We start from the raw sequence: 14,346 nt of genomic DNA, 5'->3' as shown, positions 1-14,346 counted from the left end.
AGGTAACCACCGTGTCACTCGACTCCGTCACCCAGTCCGTCGACGAAGCAGTCAGCGGATTCTTCGAGCCCATAGCCCAGTGGCTGGGAGAAGTCGTCTTCTACACCGTCCCCGTCGGCGGGACCGATCTGCCGCTCATCGTCGCCTGGCTCGTCGTCGCCGGCCTCGTCTTCACCGGCTGGTTCGGCCTCGTCCAGCTCCGCAAGTTCAAACTCGCCGTCGACGTGGTGCGGGGCAAGTACGACGAGAAGGGGTCGACCGGCGAGGTCAACCACTTCCAGGCGCTGACCGCGGCCGTCTCCGGCACCGTCGGCCTCGGCAACATCGCCGGTGTGGCCGTCGCCGTCTCCATCGGCGGTCCCGGCGCCACCTTCTGGATGATCCTGTGCGGCCTGCTCGGCATGGCCACCAAGTTCGTCGAGGTCACGCTCGGCGTGAAGTACCGCGAAGTGCACCCCGACGGCACCGTCTCCGGCGGCCCGATGCACTACCTCCCCAAGGGCCTGGCCGAGCGCTTCGGCAAGAACGGCAAGACCCTCGGCAAGGTCCTCGCGGTCCTCGCCTCCTTCCTCATCCTGTTCTTCGGCCTCTTCGGCGGCAACCTCTTCCAGGTCAACCAGTCCTACGCGCAGTTGGTCTCCGTCACCGGCGGCGAGGACGGCGCACTCGGCTCCTCCGCCGGCGCCCTGCTCTTCGGCATCCTGATCGCCGCCCTGGTCGGCATCGTCCTTCTCGGCGGCATCCGCTCCATCGCCAACGTCACCAGCAGGCTGGTGCCCGCCATGGCCGGCATCTACATCGTCGCGTGCCTGATCGTGATCCTGGTCAACATCACCGCCGTCCCCGACGCCGTCGTCTCCATCGTCGAGGGCGCGTTCAACCCCGAAGGCGTCGCCGGTGGTGTCCTCGGCGCACTGATCATCGGCTTCAAGCGGGCCGCCTTCTCCAACGAGGCCGGCCTCGGTTCCGCCCCGATCGCCCACTCCGCGGTCAAGACCAGGCACCCCGCCAGTGAGGGCCTGGTCGCGCTGCTCGAACCGTTCATCGACACCGTCGTCGTGTGCACGATGACGGCGCTGACCATCGTCATCGCCAACCCCGCCAGCTGGGGCGAGGCCCGTGCGGGCGAGGACATCGGCGGCGTCACCATCACCTCCGACGCCTTCGAGACGGTGCTGCCCTGGTTCCCCTACATCCTCACGGTCGCCGTCCTGCTGTTCGCCGTCTCCACGGTGCTGACCTGGGGCTACTACGGCCTCAAGTCCTGGACGTACCTCTTCGGCCGCAGCCGCGCCAGCGAAGTGACCTACAAGGTCGTCTACACCGTCTTCGCCGTCGCGGGCTCGCTGCTGACCCTGCAGACCCTGATCGACATGGCCGACGCCTTCCTCTTCACCCTCGCCGTCATCAACATCATCGGCCTCTACCTCCTCGCCCCCGTCGTCAAGCGCGAACTGCGAACCTTCCTCGACTTCGTCCGGGCTCGCAAAGCAGACCCGAACGCCGGCAACGGCGGCGACGACGACCAGGAGCCGGTGAAGACCACCGTCTGACCGCTCACACGGCCCGGCTCCTCAGGAACGGGCCCGTGCCCACCCCGCGCCTGGGCGAGCACGGGCCCGTTCACCCACGCCGGGAGGAGGCATGACTCCCTTCCCCAACCAAACGGACGACGGGCGTCCTTACACAGGGACGGCCCCGCCCGGTGGCGAGGTTCACGCTCGCGCTGACGCCGTCGAGCCGGGCCGGCTTCTTCTCCACCCGCTCCACGCAGGCCGCGCAGGTCATGCCGCCGACCGCGAGGTCGGTCACCTCTTGTACGGACGCCGGTGATCACCTCGCGCGTCGCGCGGCTTCGACTGGACCGAGCCGCACCGGTACAGGAGTCGGATGCGCCGACACCTGAGTTCCCGAGGGTGGCTTGTGACGCCTGTCACCGTCATACGAACAGGGCGAACATCACCGCCATGCCCAGTGCCATCACGGCGTGGCAGGCCGGGTCGAGTGCGGCTGCGGTGTTCGCACCGGCCGGTGCAGGACCGCCCGCGGGCGCCGGTACCTGTGCCCGGGCGAGGTCGAAAGCCCGGGCGAGCCAGACCAGGCCGATCGCCGTCAGGGCCACGGCGAGCAGGGCGGACGCCACGCTCGGTCCCGTGTCGGTGAGGCCTCATGGAGGCGAGTCCGGAGCCGCCCGCGGTGTGCCCCTCGTGGCCGCCGTGGCCCCCGCTTCCGTGCCCGGCCGCAGAACCCGAGGTCGCCATCGCCTCGACCATCCAGGCCATGGCTCCCATCATCAGGGCGTGCGGCCAGGCGGCCAACACCGCTCCGGTCCTGGAGCGCCCACCGGGCCGGATCAGGGAGGCGCCCACGAACCACACCGCGCCCGCCGTGAAAAGGACGACCTGAGGGGCCACCGCCAGGTCCATCCCCCACGGCCAGGCCATCGCGATCATGAGGAGACCCATCGCGGCGTGCAGCACGTGGCCCACCCGCCCGGTGAGGCCCGTCGTGGGCAGGACCAGCCGCCACAGCCCGTACAGGACGGGTGCGGCGAACATCAGCGTCAGGATCCAGCGCAGTCCGCTCGCGGCGATCACGCGGCGACCCCCGCCCTGCGCCGCCGCACCACGCCGACCGTCACGTCCACGACGAGGAACACCAGCAACGGCAGCCCGAACAGGGGCAGGTAGTAGCCGATGACCGCGGCGAGCACCGCGGCAGGGGCCAGGACGCGTCCAGGTATGCGCCGCCAGGCGCCGCGCGCGGGCGCACGGCCGAGCGCGAAGCCCTCGCTCCGGGTCGGGCGGCGCAGCCACCACATGCGGTACCCCCACAGGATCATCGCGATCAACCCGATCGCGAGCAGCGCCAGGACGATCTGGTTGACCAGGCCGAACAGCAGACCCATGTGAGCGTCGATACCCCATCTCGTCAGCTTGGCGAGCAGGGGGAAGTCGTCGAAACGCAGGGTCTGGGTCACCTCGCCGGTGGCCGGGGCGACCGCCACCGAGTCCTGCCGTACGGGCCAGGAGCGGGTGTTCTCCTTCACGACGTACGCCGTGTCGGCGCCGGCGGGCGGGGTGATGACGAGAACCCCGCGCAGCCCGGCGTCGTGCGCCGAGGCCACCGCCGCGTCGATGCCGACGCCCCTCGTTCCTCCGCTGTCCTCCTTTCCGCTGCCGACGGCGGGAAGTGCGGTGGAGACCGCGGGTGTGGAGCCGCCCAGGGCGTCCTGGACCTCCCCGATGCTCGTGCCCGCGTGGCCGGACCAGGTCAGGCCGGTCGCCGACAGGCCGAGCAGGCCGATCGAGGCCCACAGCCCCACCGCTCCGTGCCAGGACATCGTGCGGCGCCGTCCCTTGGCGCCGCCGGCCGGCGTCACCAGACGTCGCAACCGCTGCCGGTTGCGCGGGGTGCCGGCCCACAGCGCCAGGCCGCCGAGCACCTCCACCCACAGCCAACTGGCGGCGAGTTCGCTGTAGTTGCGGCCGAACTCGCCCAGGTGCAGGTTCCGGTGGAGGTCGTCGAGCCACGCCCGCGCCGGCAGCCACTGGCCGAACGTTTCCAGGGTGCCCAGCACTTCGTGGTCGTACGGGTCGACGAACGCCGTCAGCGTGTAGCCCTCGGCCAGACCGTCCTTGGCGAAGGTGACGCGGGTGGAGTCGGTGGGCCCGGCCCCCTTGGTCACTGACAGCAACGTGCCGTCCGGGACGGCCCGTTCGGCCGCGGCCACCTGCTCGGAGAGCGGTTCCGCCGCGCCCCGCGGCGTCACCTTCAGCTCGTGCTCGTAGACGATCGACTCGATCTGCGGCGTGGCCGTGTAGGCGAGTCCGGTCACCGCGGCGACGAGGAGGAACGGACCGATGACGACGCCGGCGTAGAAGTGCAGGCGCAGCAGCAGGGGGCGCAGGCCCCCGCCCCGCGTCGTCCCGGTATTCCCGGCTGTGGCCGCGGCCTTGGCGGCGTCGTCCCGCCGGGGAGGCGGGACGTCGGCCGCCGGGCGCGCAGGTGGCGTCACCGGCGTGTCCGGCAACGGTGGGCTCTCGGACATGTACGTCTCTCTTCTCTCCCCCGGTGCCGACCGGCCGACGTGGCGCTCGCAGGAGGAGTCGGAGAGGTTGCGGGGCGAGTTCCCGGAGGGAATGTGAGGCAGGTCACTCAGTGGCGCGGTTGCCGTCCGTCCGGGGGTTCCGGCCGATGCCCGTCGGGTCGATGGCGGCGGACACCGGCCGGAAGGGTGCCTGATCGGTCGTCAGGCCGCGGCACCCTCCAGCGGGTGCACGGGTGCGGTCTCGTCCGTGACGTACTCGGCCAGGGTTGTCCGGGCGCGGGACACCCGGGAGCGCACCGTACCGACCGGGCACCGGCTCATTTCGGCGGCCTCGGCGTACGGCAGCCCCAGGAGCTGGGTCAGGACGAACGCCTCCCGGCGCTCACCGGGCAGGGAGTCGATCAGCTCCCACAGCGCGATGCCCTCGTCGAAGCCGGGAAGTCCGGTCGGCTGCGAGCGTTCGGCAGCGGCCTGCCAGTCGTCGGTGCCTGCCGTCCGGGGACGGCACGCGGCCCGGCGCAGGCTGTCGACGACGGCCCTGCGGGCGATCGACAGCAGCCAGACGCGTGCTGAGGAACGCCCCTCGAACCGGGGCAGTGCCGTGAGCGCGCGCAGGAACGTGTCCTGGGTCAGGTCGTCCGCCGCCTGCACGTCGTCGGCGAGGTACGCCACGTAGCGGCGCACATCGCGTTGCAGCGCCCGGACGAGGCGGTCGACCGCCTCGTTGTCGCCCGCGGCGGCGGCGAGCGCCCAGGCGGTGACCGTCTCGTCGGTCACGGTGGGCAGGGCAGGGGTCATGGTCCTCTGGTCCTTCCTGAGCCCCGCGCGCACCGACCGGGCACGGCACAACGACCGTCGACGGCGGCGCGGGTGAGGGGAGATCCCGTCGCGCGGTGGCGCGTACGGGAGACCGCCGCCGCGCGGAGGGCGGGGGCGGTGATCCGGCTGTCAGGCGACAGCGGTCTCCCCAGGAGGACCCCGGGTGGTGAGGGCGTGGACGAGCAGGAGCTGCCGCAGCCGCCGCCTCGGCCGCGGGGCCGGCCGGAGCGAGGGCGGAGCGGGAGGCGGGCAGAGTACGGCCAGGACCAGCCGCAACGGCACGAACGCGCGGTCGGCGCAGGCGCGGACCGCCTTGAAGACCGCGCTCTCGCCCTGGGCCAGCCAGAGTCCGCACAGCACGGCGGCCAGCAGGTGCGCGGCGAGCATGCCCGTGGAGGACATCCCGCCGCTCATCATGTGGCCGATTCCCGTCGCCTGGTCCATGGCATCCGTCGCGTCCATGGCGGTTTCGCCATGGGGCATGGAGTGGATGGCCTGACCGGTATGGGTCGTGAAGGCCGAATGGTGTCCGGCGGGCATGCCGTCAGCCGTGCCGCCCGTGTGCATGGACGGCATGGACGGTGCCTGTGCGTAGGAGAACCACGCGTGCAGTGCCGTCTGGGCCGCCACCACGGCGAAGGAGACGGGCAACAGTCCGCGCTCCCGGCCGGCCAGGCACCAGGCGGCCCCGGCGCAGACCACCAGTGCGACGACGAGGGACCACCAGGGCACGGAGTGGCCCGACATCGTGACGTGCCCCAGGGCGGCGAGCAGCACGCAGACGGCCGCGAACACCGCGGCCCGCGTTGTGCGGAGACACCACCCAGCGCTCATGGCGGCTCATCCTCGCATTTCCGGTGCACCGTCCTGAGGGAGTACGGGAAGTTCCCGGACCGCGACTCAATCCCTCGCAGGTGATCCCACCTGACAGTCGGCTCAGCGGGCCATCCAGCGGTCCAGCTCCTGTGCCCGCGTGTCCAGCGCCGCGGCGATGTCGGCCGTCCCGGCCCGGGGGTTGCCGGGGACCTGTACGTCGCGTTCGACGCCACCGCGCGTACGACCGGACGACGGTGCGGGCGTCTCCACTTCGATCCCCGCACGCCGCGCGAGCGCAACGGCTGTCGCCACGAACCCCTCTGAGAGCGCGAGGATCACGGAGTGCCCCGTCCGGCAGTACCAGGAGACGAGGCTGCGCGCGAAATCCGCGTACACGGCCGGAACGACCTCGAGTGTGTCCGGGTCGCCCCAGTACTTGCCCTGACCGATTCCCGAGGGCAGATTGAGCTCGGCCTCGAAGACCTCGACCTGCCGCAGGAAGAGGCGGCCGGCACCGTTCGACGGATTCCACAGCGTCTCGCCGTCGATGCAGAAGTACATGCTCATCGCCGCTCCCCTCCTCGCGCCGCCCCGGCACAGGGTAGAAGATCGTGTCGGCGGAATCGAACTCCGGATCAAGGATGCATGGGTGACGAACAGCAGCAGACCGCGTCGGCCGGACGTCACGTCGGTCGAGATCATCGGTGGGCCCGAAGCGCTCACGGTCGGCCTCAGCGGCTACGACGCCCGGTGGCCGGAGGTCTACCGGCGTCACCGGCGTCGGATCCTCGACGCGTTGGCGGGAGCGGACGTCGAGGTCGAGCACATCGGCTCCACTTCGGTTCCGGGACTGGCCGCCAAGCCGATCGTGGACATCGTCGTCGCGGTGCCCGACATCACGGCGGAGGAGGACTACCTCGACGGGCTGTTGGCCGCAGGTTACGAACTGCGGGTTCGCGAGCCGGGGCACCGACTCGTGCGCACGCCCGCCCGCGACGTGCATGTGCACGTGTACGAACGAGGGGACGCGGCGGTGCACGAGTACCTCCTCCTCCGCGACCACTTGCGCACCCACGCGGACGACCGGGCGCTGTACGAGAGCGTCAAACGGGACCTGATCGGCCGGCGGTGGAACGACATGAACGACTACGCCGACGCCAAGAGCGACGTCATCCTCGCGATCAAGAACCGGGCCAGGGCCGGTCGACCATGACACCGGTCCCATCAATTGCGTAATGAAATCCATTTTCAGGTATCCTCTGGCTCGTTCATCGATCGCACCCGGAGGTCCCCATGGCCGTGCCCAAACGCAAGATGTCCCGCAGCAACACCCGGCACCGCCGCGCGCAGTGGAAGGCCACGACGCCGCAGCTGGTGACGGTCACGGTGGACGGCGTGCCGTACCTCGTCCCCCAGCGGCTGGCCAAGGCGTACGAGCGCGGGATGCTCCGCCCCGAAGGCTGACGCTCCCCCTTGAGAGGCCGCTCATGGGCGACAGGGTCGAGGGCCCGTACGCAGGCGCGGCGCCCACCGGCCCTGGAGCCGGTGGGCGCCGCGTGGGCGGTGCCGGGAGGGGGCCGGTCAGTGGCCCGCCACCGTCCCGGACAGTTCGTTGGTGCCCTTCGGCAGCGTCACGGACGTGAGCTTCTCCCCCGAGTCCAGGTCGAAGGCGTGCACTTGGCGCTTGCCCGGTTCGGAGACGTACGCCGTGTGGTCACGGACGAAGAGGGTGGGCCTGGGCTGCTGCCAGTCCAGGGGCTCCGTCCAGTCGCCGACCGCTTCGATCTTCTTGTCCACCTTTCCGGTCTCCGGGTCGATGACGTGGAGGACACCGTTGGTGCCGAGCACGAGGGCCTCGCCGTGCGGGCCGCGGGCCAGCGAGCGGAAGGAGTAGCTGGTGCCGAGGTCGACCAGCTTCATCTTCGCCGTGCGGGTGTCGATCAGCGATATGCGGGTCGGCCGCTCCAGTTCGGCCTCGGGGTCGGTCTTGTAGTCGCCCAGGAGGATCGGGGAGGCGTCGCTGCCGGCCTGGTTGCCGGTGCGGGCGTAGTCGCCGGGGGCGTCCACCTTGGTGAACTCGCCGTCCTTGTAGAGCAGTACGCCGTCCTCGCAGCCGAGTCCGACCACCTCGCCCTCGGCTGCGGCCTCGCCGTGGACACCCGGGCAGTTCTCGGCGCGCGCGATCTCCTTGTCGTCCTTGTCCAGGACGATCGCGCCGGTGCGCTTCTCCTCGGTGCCCAGGGTGGTGACGAGTTCGCCGTCGGCCAGTTCGATGGCGACGCCGTGGTGGGGTTCGGCGGAGGTGAAGGTACGGCCCTCCGGCTGCTTTCCGCCGGCCAGGTCCGCGGGATCGAAGACGTGCACCTCGCCGGTGCCGTCGGTGAAGAGGACCGTCCTGCCGCCGTGCCGCACGACGTGACCGGGCTTCGATCCCTTGAACTCGGCGTCCGTGAAGGTCTGCCGGGCCGCGTCGAACACGCGGAAGCCGCTGTCCGTGGAGATGACGACGTGGTCCTCGTCGCCCGCCGGGTTGACCCGGTTGAAGCCGGGCAGCTCGATCGTCTTCGCGAGCTTCAGGGTCTCGCCGTCGAGGACGTACAGTCCCCCGTCGTAGGAGGCGACCAGCGGATTGCCGACCGTCGCGGCCCCGCTGCTCTTCGTCTGCTGCTGCGGCTCGGCGTCGGACGAGGCGTCGTCGCTGCCGCCGCAGGCGGTCAGCGCCATGGAGACCGTCAGGGCGAGGGCCGTGCCCGTGAGCATTCTGGCGCGTGTCGACCTGTTCATCGTGTGTGGGTCCTCTCCGGCCCTGAGGGCACGGGGTTGTGGGGTTGAGCGGCCGGCGATCGGTGTCACCGGGCCTTGGGGGAAAATCGGTCAGTCGCCGGTGAGGCCCTCGGCCATGGCCGAGGTGTTGGCGCGCATCATTTCCAGGTAGGTGCCGGCGCCCTTGCCCTTCTCGGTCAGCGACTCGGAGTACAGCGGGACGACGTCCACGTCACCGCCCATCTCCTGGCGCAGGACCTCGGCCAGCCGGGTGGGCTGGGAGGAGTCGGCGAACACGGTGCGCACGTTGGCCTTCTCCATGGCCTGGGTGAGGGAGCGCAGGTCGGAGGAGCTGGGTGAGGCGAGTGTGGTGCCGCTGGGGATGACCGCGCCGATCACGCGGAAGCCGAAGCGGTCGGCCAGGTAGCCGAAGACGTGGTGGTTGGTCACCAGGGCGCGGCGGTCCTCCGGGACGGCGGCGAGGGACTTCTCCATCCAGGCGGTGAGGTCGGCGAGTTGTCCGTCGTAGCCGTCGGCGTTGTCCCGGACCGCCTTCTCGTTCACGCCGTCGACGTGTTCCACGACCTGGTCGGCGATCAGGCCGGCCACCTTGCGCACACGGTCGGGGTCGGTCCAGAAGTGCGGGTCCGGCTCGCCGCTCTCGCCGTCCGGACCTCCCTCCCCGCCCGCGTGGAAGGTGAGGGGATCGGCCGCCTCGCCGGCCGCGAAGGTGGCCACCCCGGATGCGCGGGCCGCCTCCACGTGCCGCAGTACGTTCTCCTCCAGGCCCAGGCCGTTGTGGACGACCAGGTCCGCGTTCTCCAACTCGGCGGCCTGCACGGCCGACAGGCCGAAGGAGTGCGGGTCGGCGTTGGGTTTCATCAGGACGCTGACGTCCGCCTCGTCCCCGACGATCTCCCGGGTGATGTCACCGAGGATGTTGGTCGTCACCACCACCCGGGGCCGCTGGTCGCCGCCGCTCGCACAGCCGGTCGCGGTGGCGGCGACGACGAAGAAGGTGACCAGGGTGAGCAGCAGGGCGCGCAGCCGCGCTGCCCGCACGCGCGCGCTCATCGGCCCGTCTCGGCCATCAGGGACGGACGGACGTCCAGGTCGAAGGTGCGGGCGACGCGGAGGGCGTCGTTGTAGTCGATCTCGTACACGCGCCTGCCCGCGGGGTCGTTGAGGTAGGCCCGGCTGCGGTCGACCTCGATCACCGGTGCCGGGGCTTCGCCGGTGGCCGCCTCGGGGACGTCCGTCAGCAGGGGTTCGGTGACCGCGGTCTCCTCGCCGGTGGACATGTCGTAGCCGTGCAGGGCTCCGTCGGTCTCCAGGACCAGCAGCGGTGAGCCCTCGCCCGCGGTGTTGGCGGCGACCACGGGGCCGGTCTCCACCCGTGTCCAGGCCCTCTTCGTGACGTCCAGGACCCAGACGGCGTTCCCGCCCGCGGCCGCGGTGAGCGTGCTGCTGTCCGGACGGTGCCGGAACCGCGCGGCCCGTTCCTTCTTCGGCACGTCCTCGCCGTACGCGATCTTCTCGGCGGTGAAGGTGCCGTCGTCCTCCCGGACGAGGAGAGCGCCGTCGGCGCAGCCGAGGACCACCCCGCGCCGGGTGACCGCGTCGCCCTGCGGGTCCTCGCACTCGGACTCGGGAGCGGCGACGCGTTTGCCGGACCGGTCGAGCACGGCGACCTTCGCCGGAGCGTCGCCGTCGCGCGTGAGGGCGATCAGGTGTTCCGCGTACGGCACGACGGGTCCGGCGTAGGTGCCCGGGAGCCGGGCGGGGGTGCCGAGGGTGCCCTTCTCCAGATCGGCACGGGAATGGACGTCCGCCTTGCCGTCGGCTGCCGTGACGACGGTCGCGCCCGCGTCGCTGCGGATGCTCGTGCCGGGGCCGCCCGGGAGTTCGCCCACCTCCTGGATCTTCGCGCGGTAGTAGTGCACATGGTCTCCGTGGTCGACCATCCACGCGCCGCTGTCGAGGACGTGGGTCCCCTCCGCGCCGTGGAAGTAGCCGAACCGGCCGTCCGTGGTGAGTTCGGTGACACCGGCTCTGCGCGCCGTGTCGTGGATCTTGCCGGTGATCAGATCCAGCACTCGGGTGTCGCCGGTGCCGGGGTCGCCGAGAAGGAGCCGGGACTGCTGCTCGGCGGCCTCGGTGGCGCCCTCGACGTAGCCGTGGGGGGTGGCGGAGGAGGAAGGGTTTTCGGGGCCGGACTCGGCATCCTCCTGGCCCGCGCATCCCGCGGTCAGCAGGGCCGCGGACAGGAGTGCCGGTATCAGGGGCCCGGTTCTGCTTCGGACGGACAACGAGATCGCCTCAGGTTTCGTTCGGTCGGGTCGTGGGGGTGTTCGCGGTGAACGTGGCGGCACGGGCGGGCAGACGGTCGCGGCGTGCGCGACGCCGGTGTCGGAGTCCGGACGCCAGGTGGGACAGGAAGAAGAGGCTGACGGCGAGGGCCGAGACGGTCGCACCGGCCGCGGTGCTCAGATGCCAGGACAGGAGCAGGCCGCCGAAGGTGGCGGCGCCGCCGAGGAGCGCGGCGAGGACCATGACGCCGCGCACACTTCGTGCCCAGGGCAGGGCCGCCGCCGGTGGGGCGATGAGCAGGCCGAGGACGAGCAGCGTGCCCACGATGTGGAACGAGGCCACGATGGCCAGGGCCAGCAGGCCGAGCAGCACGGCGTGTGCGAGACGGGGGCGCAGGCCGAGCGTTTCGGCCTTGCGGTCGTCGAACGCGAGCGCCAGGAAGGCCCGGTGCCCCAGCACCGAGACGACCAGCGCCAGCAGCAGCGCCACCCCGAGCAGGGCCAGGTCGCTCTCGCGCACCGCGAGGACGTCGCCGAAGAGGAACCCGGTGAGGTCCACGGCGAACGACTGCGAGCGCGACACGATGATGACGCCGAGGGACAGCATGCCGACGAACAGCAGGCCGATGCCGGTGTCCTGGGACAGCCTCGGTGTGCGGCCGAGGGCGGAGACGCCGGCCGTCATCACGGCCGCGCTCACCACCGCCCCCAGCAGCAGGTTGCCTCCGAGCAGGGCGGCGACCGCGACGCCCGGCAGGAGTCCGTGGGACATGGCGTCACCGAGGAAGGCCATTCCCCTCAGCACTACCCAGGTCCCCGCGAGGGCGCATATCGCCGACACCAGGATTCCGGCCCACAGGGCCCGCTGCACAAAGGCCACCTCGAAAGGGGCCGTCAACCACTCCATACGCTGACCCTACAATGACAATCATGTTCAATAAACACCCGCAGCGACCGCCCGGCGACGAACCACGGAACGAACGCGTCCGGTTCAGCGATCTGGAGGCGGGCTACTCCGGCCGTCCGGTCCTCCGTCAACTCACCGCACACATACCGGCCTTGGCCATGACGGCGCTCGTCGGACCGAACGGCAGCGGGAAGTCCACTCTGCTCGGCGTCCTCGCCGGCGTGATCGATGCCACATCCGGGCAGTTGCGCTACGCGGAAGGCCGCCCGCCGGCCTTCGTCCCGCAGCGCGGCGCCGTCGGCGACACACTCCCCCTCACGGCGCGGCAGACGGTGGAGATGGGCCGCTGGAACGAGCGGGGCCCGTGGCGGCGGCTGACCCGGCAGGACCGCAGCGTGGTCGACTCCGCCATGGAACGACTGGGCGTCGACGACCTCGCCGCCCGCCAGCTCGGCGAGTTGTCCGGTGGGCAACGCCAACGCGTCCTGATCGCCCAGGGCCTGGCCCAGCAGTCCGACCTGCTGCTCCTGGACGAGCCGACCACGGGGCTCGACCCCGAGGCCCGGGAACGCATCACGGCGCTGCTGACGGACCTGATCGCCGACGGCACGACCGTCGTCCAGGCCACGCACGACCTGGAGGCGGCTCGCTCGGCCGACGCCTGCCTGCTCCTGCGCGACGGACGACTGGTGGGACAGGGCCCGCCCGAGCGGGTACTCACCCCGGCAGCCCTGTCCCGTGTCTGGCAGCCGTCGTAAGACGGCCGGCGCCCGCCACCGCCGCCCGGTGCCCGCGCCTTCTCAGCCGCACGAGGACGCGGCACGACCCCTTGACGGCCGCACCGGCGAACCCACCGTCCGCGTCCTCACCGCGCGCGGCGCCGACCCGGGCTGAGGGGCGCGGACCGCTACGGGCGGGAAACGGCGAGCCCGGCGGGGCCGCGGGTGTGGAGCCAGGCGGGCAGGGCGGCCAGCGCCGCCACGGCCAGGAGTACGGCCGGGGCCGCCACTGCGAGCCAGTCGGCCGGGGGTGTCACCACGACCGCGCTGAACAGCGCGAACAAGCCGACCCCCGTCGGAATCCCCACCGCGATCCCGCCCACGGCGGGCAGCAGTTGGGCGGTGCACAGCGCCGCGACGACCTGGCCGGGGGTGGCGCCCAGGGTGCGGGTGACGGCCAGGGCGCGCCGCGCCTGCACCGCGGTGCTCCAGCTGACCAGGACGGTGTTGAGCACGGACAGCGCCACGAGGGCGACCGTGACACCGAGCATCACCTGGCCCGTCACGGCGTTGCGGATGTTTTCGAACGTGGACGTTCCCTGAGCGGTCTCGGCTTCGAGCGACACCCGGAAGGTGAGGGCCGCGGTCACCATGACCGTGGTGGCGGCCGTGCCCACCGCGCTCAGGACGGCGCGACCGGGGCGACGGGCGATCAGGCGCACCCCGATCAGGAGCGCCGTCGGCAGGTGGACCGTCATGGCGGTCAGCCGGGGACGGTGGACGATCAGGTGCGCCGGGTCGGCCAGGGTGTCGACGGTGCTGGAGCGCACGGTGCGCACGACGGGGCCGAGCGTGCCGGTCAGGGCCACCAGTACGGCGAGCAGGGTGACGGCCACGACGATGTCGGTGGTCGGCGGGCCGGCCGTGTTGAGCAGCCCGGCACTGGGATCGGCCAGTGCGGGCGCGGTCAGGCAGCCCACGGTGACTCCGGCGGCGGCCGCCACCACGGCGAGGAGCAGGTACTGCGCGAGCAGCAGTGCGGCCACCGTACGGGGCGTGGCACCGACCGCCTTGAAGAGAGCCGCCCGCCGGTGGTCCCGCGGGGCGCGTACGGCGGCGAGCGACGCGAGGGTGACGAGCGCGGCCGCCGCGAGCAGCCCACCGCCGATGACCAGAGCGGGCCGGGCGGACCTCAGCAGCCGGGTGTCCCCGTCGAGGAGGCTCTGCCAGGGATGGGTGTTGACCCACGCCTGGCCCCGGATGCCGTCGGTGAGGACGGTGCTCGTCCAGCTGCGCGTCGCGCCCGGGTCGGACAGCTTGATGTTCAGCAGGTACAGCAGTGACGCGTCGCCCGCTGCGTCGCGGGCGTCGTCAGTGGTGAGCCAGATGCGGCCGCCGAGGTCGGAAGGTCCCGGGCCCGAGGCCCAGTTGCCCCACGGGTAGACGGCGGTGGCCGCGCTGACGGCCGTACCGACGACCGGGTAGTCGCGCCCGCCGATGGTGACCCGGTCGCCGACCCGCACGCCGAGGGCCTGCGCGAAGCCGCGTTCGACGACCGCGCCGCCGTCGCGTACCCAGGTGCCCGAGGTCACCAGCGGCCGGTCCACGGCGGACGCGGTGCGCTCGCGTCCCTCGACCGCGGTGTTCTCCGTCCGGCCGTGGGCACGGACCGTGGTGGAGAACCCGGGCACCGGGTCGGCGACCGTGTCCGTGCCGGGGGCTCGTGCGATGCGCCGGGCCAGGGCGGCGGGGTCCGGGTCGGTGGTGACGGCCACGATGTCGGGTCCCGCGGTGGCTTCGCGGGTCTTCAGGTATCCGGCGGCCACGGCGTCGTCGGTGGCCATCCCCAGCGTCAGCGACGCGGTGGCGGCGGTGACGGCGACCAGGAACACGACGGCCTCGCCGGGGCTGCGCCGCAGGTCGCGTGCGACGAGCCGCCAGATCAGCAGCAGACGGCCCACG

14 protein-coding genes and 2 pseudogenes are annotated in these 14,346 nt (G+C 71.8%); 4 read left to right on the top strand and 12 right to left on the bottom strand.

What is annotated here, in order from left to right; translation table 11 throughout:
- Nucleotides 1-11: 11 nt before the first annotated feature.
- On the top strand, nucleotides 12-1,553 hold the full coding sequence (locus tag IE258_RS17540) for an alanine/glycine:cation symporter family protein (RefSeq protein WP_189744537.1): 1,542 nt from the start codon (nucleotides 12-14) through the stop codon (nucleotides 1,551-1,553).
- Nucleotides 1,554-1,692: 139 nt separating this feature from the next.
- Here IE258_RS17540 and IE258_RS17535 read toward each other — a convergent pair.
- The 7 genes and pseudogenes from IE258_RS17535 to IE258_RS17510 all read right to left on the bottom strand — a co-directional run.
- Nucleotides 1,693-1,812 (bottom strand): annotated as a pseudogene (locus IE258_RS17535) (cation transporter); the annotation flags it as partial.
- 127 nt (nucleotides 1,813-1,939) lie between these two features.
- The gene (locus IE258_RS41720; protein ID WP_268256328.1) at nucleotides 1,940-2,143 is read right to left on the bottom strand and encodes a DUF5134 domain-containing protein; all 204 of its coding nucleotides are present in this window, start codon (nucleotides 2,141-2,143) and stop codon (nucleotides 1,940-1,942) included.
- 106 nt (nucleotides 2,144-2,249) lie between these two features.
- Nucleotides 2,250-2,444 (bottom strand): annotated as a pseudogene (locus IE258_RS41715) (DUF5134 domain-containing protein); the annotation flags it as partial.
- Nucleotides 2,445-2,593: 149 nt separating this feature from the next.
- Complete coding sequence (locus tag IE258_RS17525; protein ID WP_189744535.1) at nucleotides 2,594-4,051, bottom strand: PepSY-associated TM helix domain-containing protein; 1,458 nt, start codon at nucleotides 4,049-4,051, stop codon at nucleotides 2,594-2,596.
- 201 nt (nucleotides 4,052-4,252) lie between these two features.
- The gene (locus IE258_RS17520; protein ID WP_189744533.1) at nucleotides 4,253-4,849 is read right to left on the bottom strand and encodes a sigma-70 family RNA polymerase sigma factor; all 597 of its coding nucleotides are present in this window, start codon (nucleotides 4,847-4,849) and stop codon (nucleotides 4,253-4,255) included.
- Between the two features lie 150 nt (nucleotides 4,850-4,999).
- Nucleotides 5,000-5,704, bottom strand: a complete 705-nt coding sequence (locus tag IE258_RS17515; protein WP_189744531.1) for a hypothetical protein — start codon at nucleotides 5,702-5,704, stop codon at nucleotides 5,000-5,002.
- 102 nt (nucleotides 5,705-5,806) lie between these two features.
- Complete coding sequence (locus IE258_RS17510; RefSeq protein ID WP_189744529.1) at nucleotides 5,807-6,253, bottom strand: DUF6086 family protein; 447 nt, start codon at nucleotides 6,251-6,253, stop codon at nucleotides 5,807-5,809.
- Between the two features lie 82 nt (nucleotides 6,254-6,335).
- Here IE258_RS17510 and IE258_RS17505 point away from each other — a divergent pair, with 82 nt between their 5' ends.
- Nucleotides 6,336-6,899: a GrpB family protein gene (locus IE258_RS17505; RefSeq protein ID WP_189744527.1), complete on the top strand. Its 564-nt coding sequence runs from the start codon at nucleotides 6,336-6,338 to the stop codon at nucleotides 6,897-6,899.
- An 80-nt stretch (nucleotides 6,900-6,979) separates the two neighbouring features.
- Nucleotides 6,980-7,150, top strand: a complete 171-nt coding sequence (gene rpmF / locus IE258_RS17500) for a 50S ribosomal protein L32 (protein WP_127894697.1) — start codon at nucleotides 6,980-6,982, stop codon at nucleotides 7,148-7,150.
- A gap of 117 nt (nucleotides 7,151-7,267) precedes the next feature.
- Here the strand turns inward: rpmF and aztD are convergent, their stop codons facing one another.
- The 4 genes from aztD to aztB all read right to left on the bottom strand — a co-directional run bounded on the left by aztD (nucleotide 7,268) and on the right by aztB (nucleotide 11,665).
- On the bottom strand, nucleotides 7,268-8,470 hold the full coding sequence (gene aztD / locus IE258_RS17495) for a zinc metallochaperone AztD (RefSeq protein ID WP_189744526.1): 1,203 nt from the start codon (nucleotides 8,468-8,470) through the stop codon (nucleotides 7,268-7,270).
- Between the two features lie 90 nt (nucleotides 8,471-8,560).
- A complete protein-coding gene (gene aztC, locus IE258_RS17490; RefSeq protein ID WP_189744524.1) occupies nucleotides 8,561-9,523 on the bottom strand; it encodes a zinc ABC transporter substrate-binding protein AztC in 963 nt (320 codons plus the stop codon).
- On the bottom strand, nucleotides 9,520-10,758 hold the full coding sequence (locus IE258_RS17485; protein WP_189744522.1) for a hypothetical protein: 1,239 nt from the start codon (nucleotides 10,756-10,758) through the stop codon (nucleotides 9,520-9,522). The genes aztC and IE258_RS17485 overlap by 4 nt, the downstream gene beginning before the upstream one ends.
- Before the next feature lie 10 nt (nucleotides 10,759-10,768).
- Nucleotides 10,769-11,665: a zinc ABC transporter permease AztB gene (gene aztB / locus IE258_RS17480; protein WP_159327595.1), complete on the bottom strand. Its 897-nt coding sequence runs from the start codon at nucleotides 11,663-11,665 to the stop codon at nucleotides 10,769-10,771.
- A gap of 14 nt (nucleotides 11,666-11,679) precedes the next feature.
- Here aztB and aztA point away from each other — a divergent pair, with 14 nt between their 5' ends.
- Nucleotides 11,680-12,423, top strand: a complete 744-nt coding sequence (aztA, locus tag IE258_RS17475; RefSeq protein WP_189744520.1) for a zinc ABC transporter ATP-binding protein AztA — start codon at nucleotides 11,680-11,682, stop codon at nucleotides 12,421-12,423.
- 149 nt (nucleotides 12,424-12,572) lie between these two features.
- Here aztA and IE258_RS17470 read toward each other — a convergent pair whose 3' ends face one another.
- Nucleotides 12,573-14,345 carry an FtsX-like permease family protein gene (locus IE258_RS17470; protein WP_189744518.1) on the bottom strand — a complete coding sequence of 591 codons (1,773 nt, stop codon included), beginning with the start codon at nucleotides 14,343-14,345 and terminating at the stop codon, nucleotides 12,573-12,575.
- Nucleotide 14,346: the final 1 nt, after the last annotated feature.

It is taken from the genome of Streptomyces tendae (assembly GCF_014650435.1).
In the GTDB taxonomy this organism is placed as follows: Bacteria; Actinomycetota; Actinomycetes; order Streptomycetales; family Streptomycetaceae; genus Streptomyces; species Streptomyces tendae.
This window is presented reverse-complemented; position numbering and strand designations above follow the sequence as displayed.